Raw genomic sequence first — 23,652 nt, forward strand, 5'->3', positions numbered from 1 at the left:
AATTAAATGCCTCCTTTATTAATATTTTGTTAAATCACAGTATTGTGATATTTGTTTTTGTAATTTACTAGCCAATAATTGATTTTCATAGTGTAAAAGCCTTTTTTCAGCAAATTGTGTTGTTACATTGAATTTTTCTGAGATTATATATGCTTTTAACTGTAGGGGAGGAAGCTTTCGTAACATAAAAGTAGGTACACAAAATTGTTGTGCGAAGTTTTTAGCCTTTGCTTCTTGGTAATCTAGAAACATTTGATGCATTAATAATTGATTACCAGAATGAAATAGAATGTGACAGGTCTCATGGCCAAAATCCTCCCATTGTTCTTGCTGAGAGATACGATTATCAATAACTAAGTTAGCTATTTGATTTTTTTCCATTGCATGACTTCCAAACGGAGCAAAGTACAGCCAAATGTTGAGTTTTTTCGCAATCTCTATCATATCTATTTGTTCAGGAACAATAATAGATATGGATTGGTACAAGTGCTGGATATAGTCTTCAAGTTGTGTTGTGTAGTAGGGTTGCGATTGAAACATATTTTCACTCCATTCGTATATTAAGAACATATGTTCTTATGATACAACAAAAATAAAAAACTTGGAAGAGTAGCCAAGAAGAGACAATAGATAGATAAATTAAGGAATCTTATTTCTACTAGATCTACACTACGACAGTAGTATCTTAGGTTTAGTAGGGAAATATTGACGAATATATACGATAGTATCTGTTTATGTTTTAGAAAATAAGGTAAGATATATATGGTAAATTATTCATGACTTTTCGTTTTTTACCGTAGGAGTGAGAATGTGATTAAAAAGGCAATTGACTTTATTTTATCTGAAGTTGACGTACCAGCACTTAATCATCCTGAGATAATTAAGGAGATTAAGTATAAAGTTACAAATACTAAGGTTAGAATTAACTCTTTCAAGAAGGTAGGTGATTTGAAAATTTATATGAATAGATTTTCGGATGCCCCTAAGAGTGGAAATGATTTAGTGTATAACTCGCTAAAGAATAAAGGACTGAAAACTTACGAGGATATATATTCTGAGTTCGAAGAGAAGTTTCAACGTTATTTTGATGATGTTACAGTCTTAAATGATTTTGTTATAGGACAGACATATACATCGTGGGATATCTCTAATTTTGCTAGAGATTATGATAATAGAAAAGGTATTTACTTAATAGGAGAGCCCTCCAATTTAAGCGCAATTTTTATTAAAGTGACTTTAGAGAATGGGAAATATGCTAATGAATGGTTAGAAGAAAATAGAGTCCTGAAATATTATTTTAAAAATAGAGCAAATAAATTTAAGTTAGAGTATCAAGATAATTTCGCTATTTATAGTACGAAAGACACGGATATACCAATCTATGTATTTATTAAAGAAGATACTAGGTGTGTATTACATGGTGTATTTAAATACGTACAGAATGTTGAAGAAGCAGATGGATCAAAGTGGTTCGAATTAGAAAAAATTGACCATTATCAAACTTTACATACTTTAACTAATCAAGAATATGAGAATGACTTAGATATAAAAGTAACGAAATCTCAAATTATAAATAGCTCTGCTCGTAAAGAACGCTTAAAACAAGCGGTTAGGAAACCTGAAGTAGTTGAAGTGGTTACTACTCAATACAAAAGAAATCCAGATGTTATTGCTGAAGTACTAGAGAGAGCGAACGGATATTGTGAGGAATGCAAGCAAGAAGCGCCATTTAAAAGAGCTAAGGATGGTACGCCGTACTTAGAGGTCCATCATGTTATTCCTCTTGCGAAAGGGGGGGAGGATTCGGTAGAGAATACTCTAGGTTTATGCCCGAATTGTCATAGAAAGGCACACTATGGATGAAATCTCAAGAGAAAGGAAAAAATTAATGGAAATTTATTATGAGCTTGCCCAAGGTTTATTAAATGTGTATCTTCAAGGAAATAGAAATGATGAATTTACTTGGAGAAAAGTAGGACATTTAGAATATGGTTTTAAATATATGAGACATTATAAAGGTTTGATGGCGAATCCATCTAAGAAAGATGTGTTGAATAATAGACCTAAATTAGGACTATTTGACTTCAAAGTGAAAACCGAGAGTGATAGATATAATATAACTCATGGAAATATATTTAATGAATTAATTCAACATTCTAATTTAGATAATTGTATTGAAATTTGGAGGGGAAAGGATCCTAATTTTTATTCAACAAGTGTTGAAGAATATAAAGCGTTGACTACACTCGCATTACTCATGTTTGAACAAGAAATTAATTGGGGTGATGAAATTTTTCAAAAATATACTATATTTCCACCAAGTAAGGGATTTAGGCCTAGAGATATGTTGATGGGATTTGTTCATATGGCTTTTGTAATGCGTGATAATAGTAAGTTACTATATTGGATGGATGAAAAAAATCAATCAACAACTTGGTTTGGAAAGGGAGGATACGGAAATTATCCTTCACATATGAAAATATTTTTTGAACATTATAAATCTATTCCAATCGAAGAAAATTTACCAGTTATTTTTGGGGAAATAAGAGGGTATTTTTGTTACCATGCTGAGCTTGCGCCGGATAATCCAAATAAGATATTCACAAATTTATATTAAATTTAAAACGAAAAGGTTGAGGATAGTTTATATAAATAATAACTATTTAAGGAGATATAGGAATGTTAACAATGATAGTGGGAGATGAAAAAACTACAATTTGTTGATGGGAATTTTGAAAAGGGTGTTTAAGAGAGGGATAAAATTTGGAGAAAATAAAATCAGTCGCTGCAATTATTTTTAATAATCATAACGAAATATTATGTGCATCATATCCACCAATAGTACCTTTGCCTAATCATTGGAAATTTCCATGCTTCGAGGTTAGTGAAGGCAATTTACCGCATAATATTGTAGAGTTAAAAAAAAATATAAGTGAAGATATAGGGTGTAGTGTCGAAATTGGAGAGAAAATTGGTGAAACTAATTATAAAGATGGAAATAATATTATTTACTTAACAATTTATGAGGCTAAAATAGAGTCCGGTTCACTAAAAAAGAATAAATACAAACAATTAAAATGGGTGAAACTTTCTAATTTAGAAAGAAAAGAAATAAGGCCAATTGATAAAAAAATAATAAGGATTTTAAAAAAGAAACTTGAGGATAATCAATGGAGTAATTTGACTAAAAAGCTATATACGGTGAAAAAAATTTGTCTTGTTACCATTTTATTAATTTCTATTGCTATTATATCGATTTGTTTATTTGGGTTTAAAAATATTCCGCCAGAAGATTTTATTAAGAAAGTTATTTATATAATAACAGGATATATTGTATCTGTTATATGGTCGTATTACTTTCACTTTAAAATATTCAAAAAGATTACGGAGACAAATAAAGGTGAAAAAACCAATTTAGATATTAAAATTTGGGGTGATTATTTAGTAAATTATAGGATAGAAAATGATATTTCTATTATAAAACTAATATACTTATTGATTTTGTCGCATGATTTATTTTTTGCAAATGTATTTAAATTTTCTATAGAGGAAAATCACCATTTTAATAAAGAATGCCCAATGCGCAAGCCAAAAAGTTATTCAGGTAGGAGTAAGCATCTTCATAACTACAACAATAGAGAAATAGATTGTTTTAATAAAAGAGAATCTGGGAAATATGGATGTGAAATGCACCAAGAAAAAAAGAAGAAGACTTATTTTGTTATTTATTCTAATTGGGTTAATGTAATTATGGCAATTATATTATTTTTTATAGTAACAACAATAACGTATTTGGCGGAGTCTATTGCTATATTAGACTGGTTATTTATATTAGTATTGATACGTTTAATTTCAAGAGCAATTGAGATTGGGTTGGCTTTTTATAATGATGTGGTTAAAACAAAAATGAATAGTGATTTATCAATAGGAAGACGTTCTACTAACTTAAAGAGGGGAAATAGAATATCATTGGCAGTACATAGCTATTTAGAACTAGTATTAATTTTTGGGATGTTGTATCAATTAAAACCTGAATGGATCAGTAAGATACTAATTGTAGAAAGCCATAGTCCACTATATTTTATACATGGTATTTTATATAGCGCTTCTGTGTCAGCATTCAATATTTCATTTGATATTGAAAAGTTAACATTATTGGGGGAGTTTATCCATGCTTTACAGGTATTTTTAAGTATTATTCTTGTGGTACTGTCAATCGCAACATATTTAGGTTTAAAAGATGAAATGAATGAATATGAGAAAGCGGATTGGGAAAACGGAGAACGGTAGAAATAAGTTAAATAATCCTCGATAAAAACTCGTCAAATGATTACTGACGAGTTTTTTTATCGAGGATTATTTAACTTTAAATGCAAAGTATATCTCTATTTCCTTACAAAGTGTTTGTCTATCCTATCATTCATACTAAAAAAAGGTATTATTTTTCCAGTTTTATTAATATAAATTATTCTTTTTTCATTAATCCTAAATATAAATATTTTGTGCTATTTTAAAATTTATTAATTACGATTCTTTTCTGTTTGCATTATGAACTCCCAAAAACGCTTTAATTCTTCACGTTTTTCAGGAGAAGCATCTTTAATGTCTTTAAACCAGAGATTTAGTTCAGGATCTTCAAATGTATCCTCTGTTGCGTGTTTCTCATGACTAATTGTTCTTCCGAGGAGGAAATCAGTTGTTACTTTAAAATAGTTAGCAATTCTATTCAGTGTATCATAATCCGGTTGGCGTTCATTTCTTTCGTACATGCCAATAGTACTCTCACTAAGTTTTAATGTTAGAGCTAACTCTTTTTGGGTTATTTTTTTTTCTTTTCTTAGGTCACGAAGTATATTACCAAATGTTTTCATATTATCACCTGCCCATATAATAACACATTGTGTGTTATCTAATTAAGTTTTCATATATAAACAACACAAAAAGTGTTGACAACACATTGTGTGTTGTTTATATTAAAGTTAAATCGCACGAATTGTGTTTTTTGGAGGGGACAAATATGGAAAGGAAAAAAGTAGCAGAAAACCTTCTTAATTTACGAAATGGAAAAACTAGAGAAGAAGTTGCAGAGGAAATAGGGATTAGTGTAAGTACCTTACAGATGTATGAAAATGCAAAAAGAATTCCAAGAGATAGTATTAAAGTAAAATTGGCTAATTTTTATGGTGTTACAGTTCAATCTATTTTTTTTGATTATCAACAACACGAATTGTGTTGTTTTGCGAAGTTTACTAAGGAGGAAAATTATGATTAATTTCGACATTGATTCATTTCGTCAAATAATCCGAGAAGAAGTACAAAGAGCAACAGAACATCTTCAGCCAATGAAAGAACTACCACCATTTTTAACTATTACAGAATTAATGACATTATTACATATTAAACGCACCAAAGCATCTGAGTTATTAAATCGTTCTGATTTTCCAGTATGTCGCGAAGCAGGAGTTCTTATTCCTACACATCTTCTTTTTAAGTGGATGGAAAATCATACTGACTGGGTAGAAAACAATACAGATTATTACAATCCATTTAAAGAATCCGTCTAATAGTAAATTACCATAGTAAGTTGTCACAAATAAATAATGCTTTAGGTACGAATGGGGGAAGTAAACGATGTCCATAGGAAAAGAAGTTGCTATGGCACGAAAACGAAAGGGAATCACCCAAGAACAACTCTCCGTAGAAATCCCCGTGAGTCGTGAGTCACTAGCAAAATATGAAACTGAACAGCGACGATTACCAGAAGATTTACGAAAATGTATTACGGAAGGAATTGATGATCCGCAGTTATTTTTTAAAATGTGGAGTGAAGCAGCAGGATATGTAAGTATCCCGTTCTTTAATGGAGAGCAAATAGATCTTCATCCTACAAGTATGAGATATATGGTTTATCAAGAGACAAATGAAGCTTTGGAACAACTCGATACAGTATGTTGGTTTAAACCTTCACAAGCTTGGTCCGAAAGTGAGAAAGAGGACTTGAAAAAGGTAATGCATGAAATCTTGGATGCTACAGGTTCAATGATGAGCCTCGTAGCGGTCCTATGTGATCAATATGGTATTTCAATGAAAGAAGTCTTTAAGTACTGGAAAGTATCATTACGAGCTAGGAAGTATATAAAAGGTTAATTTAATTATTTTATTGGGGAGGTTTAAGTTATGACAATTGATTATGCGAGTCCAACTTTAAATCAATATAAAACGCTAATTCGTAAGGAAGCAAATTTATATGGTGATATTCGAATTGCAGCAGTTTGTGGGGACTATATGAAAGCTAGGGATTTAAAACAAGAGAAGAAATTAATGGAGATAAGAATTCGAATTATAGAAGCAGCGTTCGTTTTGAAAAACAAAAATAAAAAAGAAAAGACTACCGCATAGCCCGCGATAGCCAATCATGACAATAGATAAATTATAGCATATAACAATTTAGTGCGACAAGCTGTTGTGCTTGTCGTTATGACCAGAAAGATTTGTTAATTCTAAACGCTTAATATACATTATTTTCTGTTCATAACGATGCGTACAGTATCGAATTACTAGAAATGAGGAATAAGTCATGAAATCAGAATGTAATCGTCTGTTTGATTTAGTTCTACCAGGGGATTTTACCTTTGCAAATGAATTACATAATTGCATGGTGACATGTATTCATAACATGTTCAATGCTGGTTCATTAGATGAAGCAAATCATTGGGAGGAGGAATTAAATAGATGTGCAAAAGAATTCAAGAGCCTTCGTAATGAAAGAGAGGTTCACGATGTATCAAAGAGTTATCGTGTAGTTGTTAAAAGCCTTCAAGGGCAGGGGATCAATGCATCAGTAGTTAGTCGAAGAAAATAAAAAATCTATCACTTGGCAGAGTGATAGATTTTAGACTCTTATAGAGAGTCTTTCTAAAAATAGAATTGGATTAAGTATATCAAAGCAAATCAAGTAAAACAATGGAGGATGAATAATATGGCAGTTTATAGACCTGTTCAAGTTTCATATTGGCAAGATGCGTTCGTTTTAGATCTTACACCGGAGGAGAAATACTTCTACTTATACTTAATGACTAATAGCAAAACTTCTCAGAGTGGTATCTATGAGCTGCCATTACGAGTGATAGAAATGGATACAGGGTATAACCGTGAAACGGTTGAGAAGCTGCTAGAGCGTTTTGCTGATTACGGGAAAATTCATTACAACAAAAAGACGAAAGAAATTATGTTGATTAATTGGCTTAAATTTAATGCTATTACAAATGTGAATATTGAAAAGTGTGTGTTAAAAGAAATCCAAAATATTAAGTGTGAAGATTTTTTAATTGATTTTTATGAGACATGTTTATATTTAGAACAGCAGCAAGATTTTAAAATTCCACGTATCAAGGAGTACTTTCAAGCTCGTTTTGAGTGGCTTGTAAGGGGCTTCGATACCCCTATGAAGGAAGAAACAGAAACAAAAACAGAAACAAAAGAAAAAGAAGAAACAAAAACAAAAGAAGAAGCAGCAAGCTGCTCAAGAGATAAAAAAGTTGCAGAAGAAAATCCAATAGCATTTTATGAGCAAAACTTTGGAGTTCTTAAACCATTTGTGGCTGAAGGGATTAATGCGTGGATTGAAGATTTGAATGCACAGCTTGTTATCAAAGCAATGAAAATAGCTTTAGAAAAGAATGCACCTAATATGTCTTATGTACAAGGTATTTTAAGAGATTGGCATGCTAAGGGGTATAAGAGTATTACTGATGTTGAAGCTGCACAAACTCAATTCCGTAAGAAATACCAGTCTCGTAGTGGGAGAAGTAATACTAGAAAAGAAATCGTCCCTGATTGGTTACATACACAAGATACAGAAGTGCAATCCCAGCCTGTAAAGCACGATGAAATGGATTTAGAGGGTGAACGTAAACGTTTAGAACAAGTATTAGCTAAATATAAAAAAGAGGCTTAGGAGGATTGTAATGCCAAAGCAGTTAACAATATTTGATGTTGAGCCTGTAGTAGCATTCGATACTGAGAAAGCACACATTCATCGATTAAATTCTAAAGTTCGTTTTACGGATGTAGTTGTTCAAGTACCAAAGCAAGTAAGAGCTACTGATGAATTAAAACCAACAACAGCGCCAAATGATCAGTATGAATTATTTGAGGAATATACAATCGGAATTTGGAGATTTAAGCGAGTAGAAGATAAGCAGTTCGATTGGGAAGAAGCGGAAGAGCTTTGCAAGTCTGCGAGAGATAATAAAGAACCGGTTTCAATACGACTTTATTTATCTTTAGAACAATCATTTATTCCTGATAATGTTGTGGAATATCTATAACAAAATAAAAAAGTCGAGATTACTCCCGACTTGCTTCGACAAAATAATCATAACATACGGGAGTGGTCTTAATGGGAATTATTAAAGAAAATCTTGTAGAAATGACAGCTGAAATAGATTTGAAAATAAACGGAATATACGTTGTTAAAAATGGTCAGGTGCAACTAATAGAACCACCCCAAGGAGGATTTGGTGAACAATCATTTGTATATCAAAGTGGAAAAGTAATTCGTATGGAAGAACGAAAAACAAAGTTACTTTAATCAAATTTGAATTTTGTTAAAAAGAAGGAACGGAGGAATATATAAAAGACTTTGAAAAATCCATAAAAAAAGAATTCAGTAAAACTCTGAATTCTTCTACACGTATTTTTATTTGCTAATCCATTTAGAAATAATAGGATAATGAAAGTCCTTTTCTTTTAGCACATATAAAATTCCTTTTATAGGTCCGAAAATTAACAAAAGAAATAGTATTAGATATAAAGGAGCTATTCCGAAAATAATCAAAGCGTTATTTGAAGCTAAGTCTAAGTTAGACAAAGATAGCATTAAGAGTCTTATTACGAAAAGATTCCAAATCATTGTAATTATCCAAATGAATAGTTGGTAAAAAACAGCTTCAAGTATATTTTTTCGAATGTCTTGTGATTTGCATATGAAATAAAAAATCATTGGTATATAAAAAATTGTGACGCTAAAGAAAATAAGAATAAAAAAAGATAATAAGGTAAGAAAATGCATAATTAATTTTATGTTCTTTTCTTGAGTTAGGATCATTAAGGTCCTCCTATATGTATGAGATTTGTTGTGCCTATTAAAATATGTGCTGTAGATAATTATAACATAAAAATTAAGTGTAATAGATTACTGCATCGAAAAGAACACGTATTAAATTAAACAAAAGCGTTATTTTAATCGAAAAGGGGATAGTTAAAATGGCAATTTCAAAGTATAAAATACCATCAGTTAACGGTGAAGGTTGGGGAGTTTTCTTATTCGATGATACGGGAATATTCACAGCGATTACGGATTTCGGCAACTTCTCATATTGGTTCGAAACATGGAATGGCGAGAGTATGAAAGATTTCTTGAGTAGTAGACGTCCTGATCAGATTCTTTGCAAGATAGCAAGAGAAAACGTAATTGATGTTAAGGAAACATTTAAATACATCAAAGAAGAATTGATAAGTCAACGTAGGTCGGAATATTTCACGAAAGAAGAGGCGCGCGAGCAATGGAAACTTATCGAAAAGTTGAAAGAAGAAATTCACATTTACTCTGAAGATACAGCATTCACTCTGTTTTATGAGGAAACAAAGATCCAATGTGACGATGGTTTCCTGAGGTTTAAATATCCTAATGCAGCAGTTAGGTTTTGCAATGAAACATTCGTGAGATTACAAGAAAAAATTAGAGTGGAAATGGGGAATTAGAATGTATACAAAAATAGTTAAATACGAGAAAAACCGAATTGGAGATTGGGATAAAGAGTATAGCAGTATGGAAGTTATAAAAGAAATAAAGCCTACAGATAACGATTTTTTCGAGAATGTCTTAAAAATAGACGGTAAATTGTACAAGCCTTGCAGCGTGTACGGTGAATATATAGCAGTTGAAGAAATTACGATTAATGAAAAGCCGGAATGTGATGTAAGAAATGAAGATGGGTTGGGGTACCCGTACTGTAGTTATGTTGATCAAGATACACATGAGTATGAAAGTAATGTAGGCGAAACGGAATGTATTAGCTGTGGATCTGAAATTAAATACGTGATAAATCCAGTTATAAACTCGTTAGGAGAATGCGAAGAAGTTATATGCCATACAGGTCCAGTTAAATTAAATGAGCCTATCGAAATTTAATAAAATAGTTATTGTATGAGGAAAAAATAAAAGAACCCATTTTTTTATGAATGGATTCTTCCCTTAAGGTGTGCAAGAAATTCAAGGTAACTTGACCAGAGCACCATGTAGAATTTCTTGTGATATTAATGTATTCGAAGAAATCAAAAAGGTGAATGGGAATTAAATAAAATCCTTATTTTAAAGCTAAAGAGCGAATTGTAGTGCGCTACTAATTTTGATCTTAGATTTCTTACTTGGAGGAATAAAATGCTCTTAAACAAAGTTTAGATAGACAATACAGCCCATAATTACAATATAAAACAATGCACAAAAGAAGATTAAAATGTATTTTAATGTCTTGTTCATATTAGTACCGTCCTAAAAGAGGATTATTTGGATTTTAATATGGTATGTAAAAAAGGTGCATTTATACAAGGGAAGGGTAGCTAGCAAAAGTAAACAAAATCTTTATTTAAATAAAAAGAGCGCTAATCGTGAGCGCTCCTTATACCTCATTATAACGACAGTGACGAACTCACATTATATAGAAAGGCACTATTATTGTATGTCAGAGTATGAGATTAGTGAATAGATATAGATAAAATCTTTATTCAAAAATTAAAGAGTGGTTTTTAAGTGGCTCTATGACTAAGAGTTATTTTAAATTTTTTATGATTTTGAAGTATTTAAGCAATAATTTTGTTTAAGACTAAGATATTTTCTCATTAGTAATAACGATTTGCTTCAGTAGACATGGCAATCGCTTTTGTTTCATGAACTGTACCATAGGGATGTTCTGGAGGTGCATATATAGAGTAAATTTTAAGTGGTTTATTCCCCATATTAATTACATTATGCCATTTTCCAGCAGGTATCATAATTGCATAGTCATCATAAGCCATTTCTTGAAAATCTAATTTATCTTTGTTATCACCCATTTGAACAAGCCCTTGACCCTCTTCAATACGTATGAATTGATCAGTTGTAGGGTGTACTTCTAAACCTATATCATCTCCAACATTAATGCTCATTAAAGTTACTTGTAAATTTTCCCCTGTCCAGATAGCGGTGCGGTAAGTATTGTTTTGTTTAGTGGCTTGGTTAATATTCAATACAAATGGTCTAGCTCCATAATCTGTTAATCTAACATTTTCACAATAAGGATTCCGGTTGTGGTTCCAAGCATTATTGTTGTAACTGTAATAAGAAGGATGCCAAGCATAAATCCAATTATCGTTATTCCAGATGCTATCCATTGGGCTTTGAGATGGATAATAATAACGTGGAATATGTTGCATATCCAAGCTCCTCTCATAATTTTATCATTTACTTTTTATCCTATGCTGTTGTCTATTTATAGGAATGCAGAATAAGAGGAAATGGGCAGTAATAAAAAAAATAAAGGAGTAAATATTGGTATAAAAAACTTAAGAAAATCCTTATTTGAAAGTAAATAAAAAAGAGCACACATATAAGTGTGCTCCTAGACTAAAAGGTTTGAACTTATGGACTGGAGAGCTCCATACAATAATATGTGCTTGTCTGATTAAAAGGTGAAAAAACTTTAAGGGAATTTCGATTTGAATAAAAGAAACCCCGTTTATTCACGAGGTTTCAAAGGGTAAATGTCAAGTTATGACGTACTCGACTAATTAACCATATCATGAATTTATTGGTAAAAATACTGGTAAATGCGTCCAATTGTATGGCTGTTAATTTGAAAAAAACGCTATTTGAATCAATGTGGAAAATACCATATGTAACCTAGAATAACTAAGCAAGTAATTCCGAGTGTAATTAATAAATATTTAAGGGTCGTGAGTACTGTTTTCATTGAATACCACCTAAATTTTTAATTATTTTAGGTATTTAGTCAGGTATTTATGTATATAAAAATTTCATTTTGTCACAAATAAAAGAGCAGTTAGCCCAGTCTAACTGCTCGATACAAAGGTAATGATCTAGATGTATAGATATTATATGCCGAATTATTGATTTTATTCAAGAAGGAGTAAAGATTTCTTTAAGAAACAGGAGGAACGAAGCAAAAGAGCAGCTAGCAAAAACTAACTGCTCTCCAGAAAAGCATTAAGAAGGAAGTTCAGAACTCAAGTGCATTTATAGTATGGACAAGGTTTATGGATTTATTCAAGGGGGTAGAGGGAAATGATTAACGATCTAAAGGTAGGAAATGCATTCCCGTTTTGGATACCAGTTAATTTAGGATTTGCACGATCAATGCACAAAGTAGAAGGTGAATACTTAGGAAAATACAATGGGGTGCATTTAATTACTCATTTCGATGAATATTTGTGTATGCATGTAGTATCTGAACTAACTACTGGTTTCGGAATCACAAACAGCTTTAAAAAAACGGTTTGCCATCGAAAAAGCTAAAAGAAGAATTGGCGAGAATGGAGAACGTGTTGATTTATGGATTAATACAGCTAATGCAAAATATGGAGTATTGAATGAAGTAATTTCAATAAAATAATCCTTTGAAATGAATATCGTCCGGCTAGAAAACTAGAGGACACCAATTCATTAAAGCAGCCATTAAAGCTGTTTTAGGAATAGGTGTCCTTTTTATTTTGAAAAGGGAGATGGGGAAATGAAGGTGTTAAAGGATCAGCTACGTGAGTGGAAAAAGCAATCAAAACAAGCAAAGAAGAAAGGCAAGAAAAAGCGAAAAGAGAAATTTAGTGCTCGTGAAATTGAAGAGTTAATGGGGATGTATAGACCTTGTTATGAGCGTAGACGTGGAGCATTAAGACAAAAATAATTAAAAAATAAAAAAGGAGTGGTCTTACATGACTAAACAATTATCTTTCTTACCAAAAATTGATAGAACAGCGACACAGGAGGAATTAGAAGGTGTGTTGGAAAGCGTACGTATACATAGACAATTTGGGATGATGCGTAAAGAAATGAAAGTCACTCCTTCTTATGAAATACGTGAGCACGGTCCTACACATACAGTTGGTAAGCCGTTAGAAGATGTTGCTATAGCAAATATTCAACAAAGTAAACGAGAAGAGTGGCTTGAAATAATGTCAGTACGTATTGATCAGTTTCTAAATCGGTTAGGGAACGGACGTGCAGGAAGCATTCAAAGAGATATTATTTATAAACGTTATTTAGAAGAAGAGGACGTATGTGATTACATTGTTTATAACGAAATCGGAATGTCAGAGCGTACTTATCGACGTTGGAAGTCCAAAGCGTTTTATAAACTTGCTTTTGCACTTGGATTAGAAGTTTACGAGACAGAAGAAACGAGAGGTAATGAGTAATGAATTTCGTTCAGCCAATACGTGATCCAGAAGAAATACAGCAGCTAAAAGAGTATTTTAAGGAGAAGAGTGTACGAAATTATATTTTATTCATTATGGGAATCAATACAGGCCTGAGAATCTCTGACATTTTAAAATTGAAGGTAGGAGATGTCAAAGGCATTCATATATCTATGAGGGAAAAGAAAACAGGGAAGCAGAAACGAATACAAATTACTGCAGCACTGAAAAGAGAACTTAAATGGTTTATTGAAGAAAGAGAAGACAATGAGTATTTATTGCAAAGCAGACAAGGTAAGAATCGTCCAATTGGTCGTAGCATGGCATATAAGATACTAAGTGGAGCGGCGGCAGAGTTCGGATTAGATGAAATAGGAACACATACATTAAGAAAGACGTACGGGTATCATATGTACATGCAAACAAAAAACATAGCATTACTCATGGAGATATTCAATCACTCGTCAGAGAAGGTCACGTTACGTTATATAGGTGTAAACCAAGATGCAATGGATAAAGCAATGACTAGGTTTAAAATATAATCATTGCTTATTTCTTTTTAAATCTAGGGGTATCTCCACATCGCCATCAAGCTAATAAAAGAAAATACCCCTAAAAAAGGTTACCTCTGGTAGATGGAAAAATGCCTATTTATGTAGAACTAGGACATGGACCATACCATTTATTTTCTCGCAAAATAAGATAAATAAAAAGAAATTAATATATATAGCTTCCCGATAGACGAAACCTTTCTTTTAAAGCTATTCTAAGACAAACACTAAACCTGTATGGCCTTCACAACTATGGATAAGGGGTACGATAACGAAAAATGGAAGTATACTCACCAATGACAGTCCATACACCAAGTTTTTTCAACTACTATTTTATTTGCAAATGTTAGGATTATTTTGTGATTAGAATATTACTGGTGGTTAAGTAAAAAAATTTAGTTTAAAGGAGTGAAAATGAATTGTTTTTAAAAAAATTTGTAGATGCATTACCTATCCCTCACATTATTAAACCAACAGGCAAATGTGAGGGCGTACCTTTCTATGAGGTAAAGATGAAGCAAATCAAGCAGAAATTACATCGAGATTTGCCGCCGACTACAGTTTGGGGGTATAACGGTATGTATCCAGGTCCTACATTTGATGTTCGTAGGAATCATCCCATTCTTGTGAAATGGGAAAATAAATTACCATTCAAACATTTATTTCCAATAGACACAACAGTTGGTGGGGCTGAATTTAATCAGCCAGAAGTTCGAACAGTTGTCCATTTACATGGTGGAAGGGTACAACCAGATAGTGATGGTTTTCCAGAAGCATGGTTTACAAAAGATTTTAAAAATGTGGGACCTACATTTCTATATGAAACATATTATTATCCAAACTGCCAACGTCCGACGACACTATGGTATCATGACCATGCACTCGGGATAACAAGATTAAATGTGTATGCTGGGCTGGCTGGCTTTTATTTGATTCGAGATATAGAAGAAAAAAAGCTGAATTTACCGAGTGGTAAATTTGAAATTCCATTAGTTATTCAAGATAGGTCGTTTTATGCAAACGGTGAACTATTTTATCCTGAACAACCAGGAAACTTACCACCACCTGCTCCTCAGCCACCACCACCAATTAATCCTAACTTACCTGATCCCTCTGTTATCCCATCGTTTACAGAAGGTACTACTATTCTAGTCAATGGAAAAGTTTGGCCTTTCCTTGAAGTAGAACCACGTAAATACCGTTTCCGATTCTTGAATGGATCTAATGCTCGTTTTTATCGTATGAAATTAAGCTCTGGACAAAAATTTATTCAAATTGGTACTGATGGAGGCCTTTTAGAGCATCCTGTTATAGTAGAAGCACTCACTTTAGCTCCAGCTGAGAGAGCCGATGTCATTATTGATTTCTCTTTGCATAAGGGGCAAGATATCATTTTAACAAATGATGCGCCTATACCATTCCCGGATGGAGTTGCTCCTGATGAAAATTTGTCGCAGATTATGCAATTCAGAGTAAAACAACACGTTACTAAACCTGATGACTCAACCATTCCCGAGAACTTATCTTGTTTAGAAAGACTAAGCCCAGACCAAGCCATTACAACACGTACCAACACTTTAACAGAACAAACAGATGAATTTGGTCGTCCACTTTTCCTTATTAATCATAAACACTGGGAGGATATCCCTATAGAAAATACGCCCTATAATGGTACAATTGAAGTTTGGGAATTAGTCAACTTCACTACAGATACCCATCCGATTCATCTTCATCTTGTGCAATTCCAGATTTTAGACCGCATCCCAATAACTATTAATCCAGATGGAACTTATATAATAAGTGGTGACCCAATTCCTCCAGACCCAAATGAAAGAGGTTGGAAGGATACCGTACGTGCAAATCCTAGTCAAATAACGAGAATAATTGCTCGTTTTGGTCCGTTTACCGGAATCTACCCATTTCATTGTCATATTATTGAACATGAAGATCACGATATGATGAGACCATACAAAGTGATAAATAATTCAAAATTTAATCCATGTGAACCAATCCCAGGAGTATGTCGAGATGATTCATTTGACCAGTGCTGTCATAAAAAAGATGAAAACTGTGAATGTAAAAAACCTAAAGACCAGTAATTTAACTGGTCTTTAGGTTTTTTATTCAAAAATGAAATCAATTTATAGCTATCCTCATTTTATCTAATACCTTATCGCTCTATCTCTTTTAATGGGGTATAGCCAGCATTTTTGAAAAAAACACTACGAGCATGTAAGGTTTTATACAGTTCTAGTAACAAAAAAGAACCCTAAAACCGCGTTAGGATAGGAATGTATATAAAAATGCATAGATTCATAGAACAAAAAAGAAGAATCCCTGTACACACAAGGATTCTATGAAAAAACCTGCTATCGATAATAGGGCGTTATGTAAACCTAACATGTATACTATATACATTCAAAGTTGAATTTAAGTAGGTTACTAGGCATACATCCAATCTAAACTTTGACCCTAAGCATAAAATTAGTTATAAGTCTAATTTCAATAAGGAGTGAACTTCGAAGCATGGTATATATACGACAAATGCCACTCTATGCCCAGAGTCCTTGGGGTCTTCAAAATTGTTTATTTCGGTTCACGTATCTGTCGCTTAGAAACGGAGACAATTTCTGGTTTTTTTTGACGACTGTTGGGCACGAAAGAGTTTATGGCTATAGGTTTTTCGGCGGGAGATGGAATCATTATTCGGTTGCTATAAACGATATTGTTTCCTTCCATTGTTCTCCTCCAACTCTATATTAAAACACTACACATTACCTTCGTAATCTGAACTAACTTATTAGATTTCCATCCCGAACATAAAGTGTAGAACTCCCGAGAACGAAAATTATGTAAATAAGCGGTCCACAAGGGCAGCTTATTTTATTTTTCCGCATAGCGTAGGTTATTTTGAAAAATGCTGGTGGTATCCCTCCCTATACAGTTACTCATAATTTTTGTACTGTGTAACTCAAAAGAGAAAGTTAAATAAAATTAATGATAGCAAGGGATTCAGTGATAGGATCAGTTACACACAATATAAGATATGGGTAAGTCAGTTGAGCAAATTTTATGAGGTGAATTAATAATTGGGACATCGTTAGGAGAATTTAGATTTACCAAGTGAATTATATTCTCATGACGATGACCCAACATTAATCTTATATTTAAAGTGAAAAGTATAGATGCTACAAAACTTAGAATAACGATGTGAGAAATGTAATTGATATGAAATTTAGTAGGGGACTGTACTTGTGTCTTAGACAGTGTAACTGATACTCATCGATTAAATTATTACTATTTTTTAAACTATGAAATCAGCAAAATGGAATACCATAGAACGATCTGCAACGGAAAGACCAGGATTCGTAGGATTAGAAAGGCCTGATCCACCAACAACTTCAATTTCAAGTTTTCCACGTAATGGACGTTCTCCTACTAAATAATCACCTGTAGATTTGACATGAAGGATTCCGTTTACCAAAGAACTAATATCAAATTCTAACCGAGTACAACTCATTGGAGGTATAATTGTTAGACCAAGCCCTTCGAGGAAAGGTCTTTCATTCTCAGTAATTATAAAAGGAAGTGGTGTACCTTCAACTGAGATTTGAACAGGAGGGCAAAATTCGATTACCACATCAGCTTCTAGCGATTGTCTTGTTGGATTCTTAAGGATAATTACAAGCCTATTATTTGGTTGTCCAACCGCAGCATTCAATGGAACTAGAAAAGGTCCTGTAGTAATCGTATTCTTTCTATCATGACATTTTGATTTATAACTGGACATAAAATCATCTCCTATTAAAAGTACTTTCTGTATATCTTATTAACATTAAACAAAAGGTGTACAGGCAGTTGTAACATAAGAAACAATGAATTATAAAGAAGTTCTTCATCGCAACTCATTTCCAGTAGTGATGGGGAATTCAATATTAGTGGCAGAGTTATGACCGCTTTTTGGCAGGAAATGTGTCGGTTATTTTGGAATTAACGTGTTATATTTGTATTGTGGGAAGTGGCGGAAAACACAACTCACTATGTTGTTTTTAAAATTCTAAACGGTTCGTAATGACGGCACATAAAATCCGAAACCAGCAGATGGTAGTGGTTGAATGATACCGTTATTAAGGAGAGCTTTTGCTCTTCTTCCAGTTACTTAATAAAGTGCAAACAAATTGATGCAGCAATATTAGGTGATTGGAAGAAGGAGAAAACTTCATTTACCGTAATTGAAATACAAATAGATAATTGATATCAGAGCGTCCATAACGGGTGCTTTTTTCTTTATTATATAGAAATTACACATTAAACGTATTTAAATACTGTTTTAGGTATAACATGAATTGTCATCAGGTACAGATAACGGATATTTTTCTATTTAGATTAGATGTTAAATGTACCGTGAAACTCTTGGAAATACAACGATGGAAAAATATAGTGATATTGGTATATTGCAGGAGAAGGCGCAATTGTAGGAGTAAAGGGGATATGCCCAGGTTGCATACCATATTGACCATATGAAGGGTGGTGAATTAAATGTTGCCAAGTCGAAGTTGGAGCTACAACAATCCTCATCGGGAAAGGATTCATAATATAATCACTCCTAAAGTAGTATTCATGTAATAGGGTATGCGCTTACTGAATATAGATGTGCACAATCCGGTTCTATAAACATAATAATCAACGGACAGAAAATAGGGTTACTAATCTTATGATGTGTCCATTATGGGTGTTTTATTTTACTATGTAGATAGAACAAACATGTGTATAGCAATTATAGCAGGCGCTGCCGTGTTCTGGTTGGCGTCTTGTTTGTCGTTAAGGAAAGGTCAGCCCAAACGTGTTGCATTTTACAAAACAAACTCAACACAAACCAAATATTGTAAAGAAGTTTCAAAAACCATCTAATGTAACACATCATATATTTTGTTACATTAGATTTTAGAAGAGAAATGCCGTTATATCAACGTTTCTTTCTATTTTTAAAAATAACTACCATATTTTATGTAACATATTGTATAATAAAGATACATCTAATGTAACATAACGTATGGAGGGGTAAGGAATGAAGTTTGTGCAACCAATTCGAGATAAGAAAAAATTAGAAGAAGTGAAAGAGGTTTTACGTCGCCAATCTTATCGTGATTTGTTTTTATTTGAAATGGGAATCAATACAGGTCTAAGAATTAGTGACTTATTAAAGTTACATGTAAATGATGTGAAAGAACGAACTCACATTGTAATTAAAGAACAGAAGACCGGAAAAGAGAAACGTTTCATTATCAATACAGCGTTAAGAGAAAAAATAAATGAGTATGTAAGTAGGATGAATGAAACAGATTGCTTATTTGCTTCTAAAAAGACAGGAAAACCGATCACAAGAATCCAAGCTTATCGAATTATGAACGCTGCTGCTGAAAAAGTAGGAATTGATGAAATTGGGACGCATACTCTTAGAAAAACATTCGGATACCATTATTACCAAAAAACGAAAGATGTAGTAATGCTACAAACAATCTTTAATCATTCCGCTCCATCTATTACATTACGTTATATAGGAATCCAACAAGATGAGATTGATAAATCATTAGAAGATTTTAGTTTATAAATGAAATTTGTACGTTCGGGTGCAAATTGGGTACAATTTAACCAGTACTTTGTATCCAATAAAAAATAAAGCGAGGTAATGGCCCTATGGAATCACCCCTACATATATTGAGTAAGAGTATACAGTTTGGAGAAAAATTTCTTAAAGAGTTAGATAAAAGAACTGATTTAGAATTAGAACATAAAATAGTTGCCTCTCTTTTTAGGAAATTAATTGAACAAGCTGATGCCGGCTATGTATTAGCAGACCATGACCTAGAAGGACCGCTAACGGTAATGAAGCGTTCCATTTTAGAAACGTATCTAGCGATAAGGTATATCTTACAAAAAGAAGAATCAGTAAAAGATAGAGCATATAGTTATTATGTAGGATTTTTAATAGATTCAAATAAAGATATGAGAAGTTGGTCTAAACAACAACAAGTTGATATGTCTGATTTGGAATATGAAAGAGCGATTGAGATTAATACAGAAATATTAAAAAATCCTAAATTCAAATACATTCTACAGGAATGGGAAAAAACCAAAAGAAAGTTTAAAAAGCCACACGATCCTAACTGGTATTCTTTATTCAAAGGACCGTGGTCATTAAAACAATTGGCTGATCGTGTAATGCAAAAAGATCACCTTTTATACTTATTTTATGGGGCATTATCTCAGGAAGCTCATAGTTACAAAGCATTAGAGGCAACAAATTATATAGAACTTATGGATAAGCCACTTGAACTTAAACCAATTAGATGTACAGTAGAACCTGATGATGTTATCAGTATAAAAGCTTTTTATACTGGAGCTATGATTGAGGTGATATTATATTTATTTCCAAATCGCTCTGATGAATGTTTGGAATTTGCTAGAGAAATAGGGATGGTACCTGGAAAAGAGCGTTCCCTTACTAATTAATAATTTTGGGTTTGATATGTAAAAAAAGTAGCGGAATTCGCTGCTTTTTTATTTTGTGAAGCGATTAGCGTGAGGTGGTGTAAATGGAAGAAGAAACTATAAACGTTCCTACATGCTCTGTTTGTAATGAACCCTGCATGTGGACATTAAAAATGCCATTAACTATTACTCATTTTGATAAAACATATCTCCGTGAAGCAAATACGGATAATGCTCATATATGCATTGAGTGTTTAGAGAAGGAAGTGCAAACAATTGGATAAGGGGGCAGGTGTTATGTAATTATGGCCAGACAACGAAGTCCAGACCGTAACAAAGCATATGAGATATTTAAAGAACATAAAGGTGATATTACGAATCGTAAAATTGCCGAATTGTTGTCTACATCCGAAAAAACTGTAAGTGAAAAAACGGTTGGAGGGTGGAAATCCAAAGATGGATGGATAGACAAATTAAATGGAGTACTCCATAAAAATGAACGGAGTACTCCAAAGAAAGATACGGAGTACTCCAAAAAGAAACCAGGAGCACCCAAAGGTAATAAGAATGCTATAAACAATCGTGGTGGAGCCAAAAAGGGTAATAAAAATGCTGTCGGTAATTCCGGTGGCGCTGCTCCACTGCGTAATGGTAATGCTGCTACTCATGGTTTATATAGAAAGTATTTACCGCAAGAATTATATGATTTAAAAGAAGAGCTAGAGGAAGCGATTAACAACGATCCATTATCGATTTTGTGGGAAAGTATAATGCTGCAGCACGCTCAAATCATTCATGCTCAACGTATTATGTTCGTTAATAATAAAGAGAACATGACAAAGGAACTAAGAAAGAAAAAACTTAGTGAAAGCGGATTTGAAGAAGAGTGGGAAATTCAATTTGCTTGGGATAAACAAGCGAGTTTCTTAAATGCTCAATCTAAGGCCCTTTCTACTTTGTCTGCTCTTATTAGAGATTTTGACAGATTAGCAAATATAGATGATGAGCGACGCGCTAAACTTGAATTTATCCAGGTTCAAATTGATAAGATTAAATCCACTACTAATAATGATGATAATAATATTGAGCCAGTTGTCATAGTAGACAATATCAGTGGTGATTTAAATGTCTAAAAAGCAAATCGGTGAAATACTTCCACCGGCATTTCATCAAGTTTGGTTAGCTCGTAAATGTGAATCGATATTAAAAATCGTTTGTAAAGGCGGACGTGGTTCAGGTAAATCTACTGATATATCCATTTGTATTGTTATGGATCTTATTCAGTTTCCTATTACGGTTCTTTGCATACGTAAAGTAAAGGATACAATAAGAGAATCTTGCTACGAGCAAATAAAAGAAGCGATAGAGCTATTAGGTGTAGAACATTTATTTCGTTTTAAAGAAAGTCCAATGGAAATCATATATAAACCACGTGGGAATAAAATTATATTCCGTGGTGCCGATGATCCTGCGAAAATAAAATCTATTAAAATAGCTAAGTATCCAGTTGCTATTGCATGGTTTGAAGAGTTGGCCGAATTTAAATTAGAAGAAGATGTTTCTACTATAGAAAAGTCTATTTTGCGTAAAGAATTGCCGAATGGACTACGATATAAAATGTATTACTCGTATAACCCACCGAAGAGAAAACAGTCCTGGGTTAATAAGAAGTTTGAAACGCAATTCAAGCCAAAGAATACATTTGTACATCATAGTACATATCATGATAACCCTCATATCTCTAAACAATTTGTGGAAGAAGCAGAAGAAACGAAAAGGCTTAAACCACAGCAATATGAACATGAATATGAAGGGAAACCGACAGGCAGCGGTGTTGTTCCATTTAGTAACCTTACATTCAGACGTATTACAGATGAAGAAATCAAATCATTTGATAATATACGTCAAGGGATTGACTGGGGTTATGGGAATGACGCACTGTCTTTTGGTCGTATGCATTATGATAAAACGCGCAGAAAGCTTTATATATTCGGTGAAATACATGGCGTTAAAATCAGTAATCGCTCATTAGCTGAAAAGATTAAACAACTTGGTTGGGATGACGTCGAGATAATTGCGGATTCATCGGAACCAAAATCAATTGATGAAATGAAAAATGATCATGGTATTAAGAAAATAAAAGGTGCAGTTAAAGGTCCTGGTTCCGTTGAATATGGGGAAAAATGGCTAGATGATTTAGTGGAAATCATAATCGACCCTAAACGTTGTCCGAAAACTGCAGGTGAATTCGAGAATATTGATTATGAAGTTGATAAAGACGGTAATCCTAAAAATAGATTACAAGATAAAGATAATCATAGTATCGATATGACTCGTTATGCATGTGAGGACGATATGAGTAAACGTAAAGTCGTTATGGGTGGAAAGGTTAAAAGAATGTAGTCGGGTATTAATTGTTCGGCTATTTCATTTGCTTTTTATTAATAGAGGTATCGCCACATACCTATCAAGCTAAGAAAAGCAAGTACCCCAAAACAAGAAAATTGGCATCCTCAGGTGAAAATGTACAATTTTTTGTTTTGGGGATACTTCAAAATGTTAGGTTGATGGGCATTTGGTGCTATTTATTATTATACATCTCTAAATTTTATAGAATGTTCACAGCTGTAATTTTGCAGGTTGAAATAGCAAACCTAACGATTGTAGTTGGATTTATAGGTAAAGTACCTAGAACTATACCAAGACCTGTTTGTTCCACGTTAAAATCTGCTGCAGTAGAACCAGTACTTGCTAAAAGATTCACTGTAGAACCAATAAGAGTATCTAGTAATTCCCTAATTGGTCGTTCACGACAATCACATTCGCACCCTAAATCTACAGGTGGAAGTAATGTTATAGATGGTCCTGGCGGTAAAAAACCTACCCCTGTTACATCAGAAATATTGACTACAAAGGATGTGATACCATCTGTAACTGTAACTAAAAAATCATTTACGGAAGTAATAGTAAATAAAAAGAAAAGTGGTGGAGCGTTTGGTGCATCTGCAATAGTACCAAGAAGCACAGTTTCCCCAATAAGTTGTTGTAAAACATTCTGCATAGGTAAAACACAGCAATCACAAAGACAACCTTCAGTTGCTCCCGTTGGGCCTGTTGCTCCCGTTGGGCCTGTTGCTCC

29 protein-coding genes and 1 pseudogene are annotated in these 23,652 nt (G+C 33.1%); 23 read left to right on the forward strand and 7 right to left on the reverse strand.

What is annotated here, in order from left to right:
- Nucleotides 1-18: 18 nt before the first annotated feature.
- Nucleotides 19-540: an ImmA/IrrE family metallo-endopeptidase gene (locus tag BM089_RS06375; RefSeq protein ID WP_076537200.1), complete on the reverse strand. Its 522-nt coding sequence runs from the start codon at nucleotides 538-540 to the stop codon at nucleotides 19-21.
- Nucleotides 541-810: 270 nt separating this feature from the next.
- Here BM089_RS06375 and BM089_RS06380 point away from each other — a divergent pair, with 270 nt between their 5' ends.
- The 3 genes from BM089_RS06380 (at nucleotide 811) to BM089_RS06390 (ending at nucleotide 4,290) form a co-directional block, all read left to right on the forward strand.
- Complete coding sequence (locus tag BM089_RS06380; protein WP_076537202.1) at nucleotides 811-1,863, forward strand: HNH endonuclease; 1,053 nt, start codon at nucleotides 811-813, stop codon at nucleotides 1,861-1,863.
- A complete protein-coding gene (locus tag BM089_RS06385) occupies nucleotides 1,856-2,617 on the forward strand; it encodes a hypothetical protein (RefSeq protein ID WP_076537204.1) in 762 nt (253 codons plus the stop codon). Before BM089_RS06380 ends, BM089_RS06385 begins: the two co-directional genes overlap by 8 nt.
- Before the next feature lie 146 nt (nucleotides 2,618-2,763).
- The gene (locus BM089_RS06390; RefSeq protein WP_090976312.1) at nucleotides 2,764-4,290 is read left to right on the forward strand and encodes an NUDIX hydrolase; all 1,527 of its coding nucleotides are present in this window, start codon (nucleotides 2,764-2,766) and stop codon (nucleotides 4,288-4,290) included.
- A gap of 230 nt (nucleotides 4,291-4,520) precedes the next feature.
- Here the strand turns inward: BM089_RS06390 and BM089_RS06395 are convergent, their stop codons facing one another.
- Nucleotides 4,521-4,871, reverse strand: coding sequence for a helix-turn-helix domain-containing protein (locus BM089_RS06395; RefSeq protein ID WP_076537208.1), 351 nt, complete (start codon nucleotides 4,869-4,871; stop codon nucleotides 4,521-4,523).
- Nucleotides 4,872-5,017: 146 nt separating this feature from the next.
- Between BM089_RS06395 and BM089_RS06400 the strand changes: the two genes are divergently transcribed.
- From BM089_RS06400 to BM089_RS06435, 8 genes are all read left to right on the forward strand, one after another.
- Nucleotides 5,018-5,272, forward strand: a complete 255-nt coding sequence (locus BM089_RS06400) for a helix-turn-helix transcriptional regulator (protein WP_076537210.1) — start codon at nucleotides 5,018-5,020, stop codon at nucleotides 5,270-5,272.
- The gene (locus BM089_RS06405) at nucleotides 5,265-5,564 is read left to right on the forward strand and encodes a DNA-binding protein (RefSeq protein WP_090976314.1); all 300 of its coding nucleotides are present in this window, start codon (nucleotides 5,265-5,267) and stop codon (nucleotides 5,562-5,564) included. The genes BM089_RS06400 and BM089_RS06405 overlap by 8 nt, the downstream gene beginning before the upstream one ends.
- Before the next feature lie 67 nt (nucleotides 5,565-5,631).
- Nucleotides 5,632-6,147, forward strand: a complete 516-nt coding sequence (locus tag BM089_RS06410; protein WP_090976316.1) for a helix-turn-helix domain-containing protein — start codon at nucleotides 5,632-5,634, stop codon at nucleotides 6,145-6,147.
- 30 nt (nucleotides 6,148-6,177) lie between these two features.
- Nucleotides 6,178-6,399, forward strand: coding sequence for a hypothetical protein (locus tag BM089_RS06415; RefSeq protein ID WP_000151153.1), 222 nt, complete (start codon nucleotides 6,178-6,180; stop codon nucleotides 6,397-6,399).
- Between the two features lie 178 nt (nucleotides 6,400-6,577).
- Entirely contained in the window at nucleotides 6,578-6,862 is a 285-nt protein-coding gene (locus BM089_RS06420; RefSeq protein WP_090976318.1) for a hypothetical protein, read from the forward strand.
- 117 nt (nucleotides 6,863-6,979) lie between these two features.
- Nucleotides 6,980-7,957, forward strand: coding sequence for a DnaD domain-containing protein (locus tag BM089_RS06425; RefSeq protein ID WP_090976320.1), 978 nt, complete (start codon nucleotides 6,980-6,982; stop codon nucleotides 7,955-7,957).
- A 10-nt stretch (nucleotides 7,958-7,967) separates the two neighbouring features.
- The gene (locus tag BM089_RS06430; RefSeq protein WP_090976322.1) at nucleotides 7,968-8,330 is read left to right on the forward strand and encodes a cell division protein SepF; all 363 of its coding nucleotides are present in this window, start codon (nucleotides 7,968-7,970) and stop codon (nucleotides 8,328-8,330) included.
- 71 nt (nucleotides 8,331-8,401) lie between these two features.
- The gene (locus BM089_RS06435) at nucleotides 8,402-8,593 is read left to right on the forward strand and encodes a DUF3954 domain-containing protein (RefSeq protein ID WP_090976324.1); all 192 of its coding nucleotides are present in this window, start codon (nucleotides 8,402-8,404) and stop codon (nucleotides 8,591-8,593) included.
- Between the two features lie 108 nt (nucleotides 8,594-8,701).
- Here the strand turns inward: BM089_RS06435 and BM089_RS06440 are convergent, their stop codons facing one another.
- Nucleotides 8,702-9,109: a magnetosome magnetite crystal formation protein family gene (locus BM089_RS06440; RefSeq protein ID WP_090976326.1), complete on the reverse strand. Its 408-nt coding sequence runs from the start codon at nucleotides 9,107-9,109 to the stop codon at nucleotides 8,702-8,704.
- Nucleotides 9,110-9,267: 158 nt separating this feature from the next.
- On the opposite strand from BM089_RS06440, the gene BM089_RS06445 reads away from it, so the two are divergent.
- Nucleotides 9,268-9,765 (forward strand): phiTE_072 family protein, encoded by a 498-nt coding sequence (locus BM089_RS06445; protein ID WP_090976328.1) that lies wholly within the window; start codon nucleotides 9,268-9,270, stop codon nucleotides 9,763-9,765.
- Between the two features lies 1 nt (nucleotide 9,766).
- Nucleotides 9,767-10,195, forward strand: coding sequence for a hypothetical protein (locus BM089_RS06450; RefSeq protein ID WP_090976330.1), 429 nt, complete (start codon nucleotides 9,767-9,769; stop codon nucleotides 10,193-10,195).
- 707 nt (nucleotides 10,196-10,902) lie between these two features.
- Here the strand turns inward: BM089_RS06450 and BM089_RS06455 are convergent.
- Nucleotides 10,903-11,475: a cupin domain-containing protein gene (locus BM089_RS06455; RefSeq protein ID WP_090976332.1), complete on the reverse strand. Its 573-nt coding sequence runs from the start codon at nucleotides 11,473-11,475 to the stop codon at nucleotides 10,903-10,905.
- Between the two features lie 868 nt (nucleotides 11,476-12,343).
- Here BM089_RS06455 and BM089_RS06460 point away from each other — a divergent pair.
- The 5 genes from BM089_RS06460 to BM089_RS06480 all read left to right on the forward strand — a co-directional run bounded on the left by BM089_RS06460 (nucleotide 12,344) and on the right by BM089_RS06480 (nucleotide 16,120).
- Complete coding sequence (locus BM089_RS06460) at nucleotides 12,344-12,574, forward strand: hypothetical protein (RefSeq protein ID WP_016091039.1); 231 nt, start codon at nucleotides 12,344-12,346, stop codon at nucleotides 12,572-12,574.
- Nucleotides 12,575-12,788: 214 nt separating this feature from the next.
- Nucleotides 12,789-12,959, forward strand: a complete 171-nt coding sequence (locus tag BM089_RS30985) for a hypothetical protein (RefSeq protein ID WP_090976334.1) — start codon at nucleotides 12,789-12,791, stop codon at nucleotides 12,957-12,959.
- Nucleotides 12,960-12,987: 28 nt separating this feature from the next.
- Nucleotides 12,988-13,470, forward strand: a complete 483-nt coding sequence (locus BM089_RS06470; RefSeq protein ID WP_090976335.1) for an ArpU family phage packaging/lysis transcriptional regulator — start codon at nucleotides 12,988-12,990, stop codon at nucleotides 13,468-13,470.
- Nucleotides 13,470-14,012, forward strand: coding sequence for a site-specific integrase (locus BM089_RS06475; protein ID WP_090976337.1), 543 nt, complete (start codon nucleotides 13,470-13,472; stop codon nucleotides 14,010-14,012). The genes BM089_RS06470 and BM089_RS06475 overlap by 1 nt, the downstream gene beginning before the upstream one ends.
- A gap of 428 nt (nucleotides 14,013-14,440) precedes the next feature.
- Nucleotides 14,441-16,120, forward strand: coding sequence for a multicopper oxidase family protein (locus BM089_RS06480; protein WP_090976339.1), 1,680 nt, complete (start codon nucleotides 14,441-14,443; stop codon nucleotides 16,118-16,120).
- A gap of 1,205 nt (nucleotides 16,121-17,325) precedes the next feature.
- On the opposite strand, the gene BM089_RS06485 is transcribed toward BM089_RS06480, so the two are convergent.
- Both BM089_RS06485 and BM089_RS06490 read right to left on the reverse strand, forming a co-directional pair.
- Nucleotides 17,326-17,811, reverse strand: coding sequence for a hypothetical protein (locus tag BM089_RS06485; RefSeq protein WP_090976341.1), 486 nt, complete (start codon nucleotides 17,809-17,811; stop codon nucleotides 17,326-17,328).
- Nucleotides 17,812-18,407: 596 nt separating this feature from the next.
- Entirely contained in the window at nucleotides 18,408-18,614 is a 207-nt protein-coding gene (locus tag BM089_RS06490) for a hypothetical protein (RefSeq protein ID WP_090976343.1), read from the reverse strand.
- 475 nt (nucleotides 18,615-19,089) lie between these two features.
- Here BM089_RS06490 and BM089_RS06495 point away from each other — a divergent pair, with 475 nt between their 5' ends.
- The 5 genes from BM089_RS06495 to BM089_RS06515 all read left to right on the forward strand — a co-directional run bounded on the left by BM089_RS06495 (nucleotide 19,090) and on the right by BM089_RS06515 (nucleotide 22,916).
- Nucleotides 19,090-19,632: a site-specific integrase gene (locus tag BM089_RS06495; protein ID WP_090976345.1), complete on the forward strand. Its 543-nt coding sequence runs from the start codon at nucleotides 19,090-19,092 to the stop codon at nucleotides 19,630-19,632.
- A gap of 86 nt (nucleotides 19,633-19,718) precedes the next feature.
- Nucleotides 19,719-20,534, forward strand: a complete 816-nt coding sequence (locus BM089_RS06500; protein ID WP_090976347.1) for a DUF5677 domain-containing protein — start codon at nucleotides 19,719-19,721, stop codon at nucleotides 20,532-20,534.
- A gap of 83 nt (nucleotides 20,535-20,617) precedes the next feature.
- The gene (locus BM089_RS06505; RefSeq protein ID WP_000390790.1) at nucleotides 20,618-20,797 is read left to right on the forward strand and encodes a hypothetical protein; all 180 of its coding nucleotides are present in this window, start codon (nucleotides 20,618-20,620) and stop codon (nucleotides 20,795-20,797) included.
- A 21-nt stretch (nucleotides 20,798-20,818) separates the two neighbouring features.
- Nucleotides 20,819-21,646, forward strand: coding sequence for a phage terminase small subunit (gene terS / locus BM089_RS06510; RefSeq protein WP_090976349.1), 828 nt, complete (start codon nucleotides 20,819-20,821; stop codon nucleotides 21,644-21,646).
- Nucleotides 21,639-22,916 carry a PBSX family phage terminase large subunit gene (locus BM089_RS06515; protein WP_090976351.1) on the forward strand — a complete coding sequence of 426 codons (1,278 nt, stop codon included), beginning with the start codon at nucleotides 21,639-21,641 and terminating at the stop codon, nucleotides 22,914-22,916. The genes terS and BM089_RS06515 overlap by 8 nt, the downstream gene beginning before the upstream one ends.
- 205 nt (nucleotides 22,917-23,121) lie before the next feature.
- Here BM089_RS06515 and BM089_RS06520 read toward each other — a convergent pair.
- Nucleotides 23,122-23,652 (reverse strand): annotated as a pseudogene (locus BM089_RS06520) (bclA protein); the annotation flags it as partial.

The sequence above is a fragment of the Bacillus sp. 5mfcol3.1 genome (assembly GCF_900114335.1).
Lineage (GTDB): Bacteria > Bacillota > Bacilli > Bacillales > Bacillaceae_G > Bacillus_A > Bacillus_A thuringiensis_S.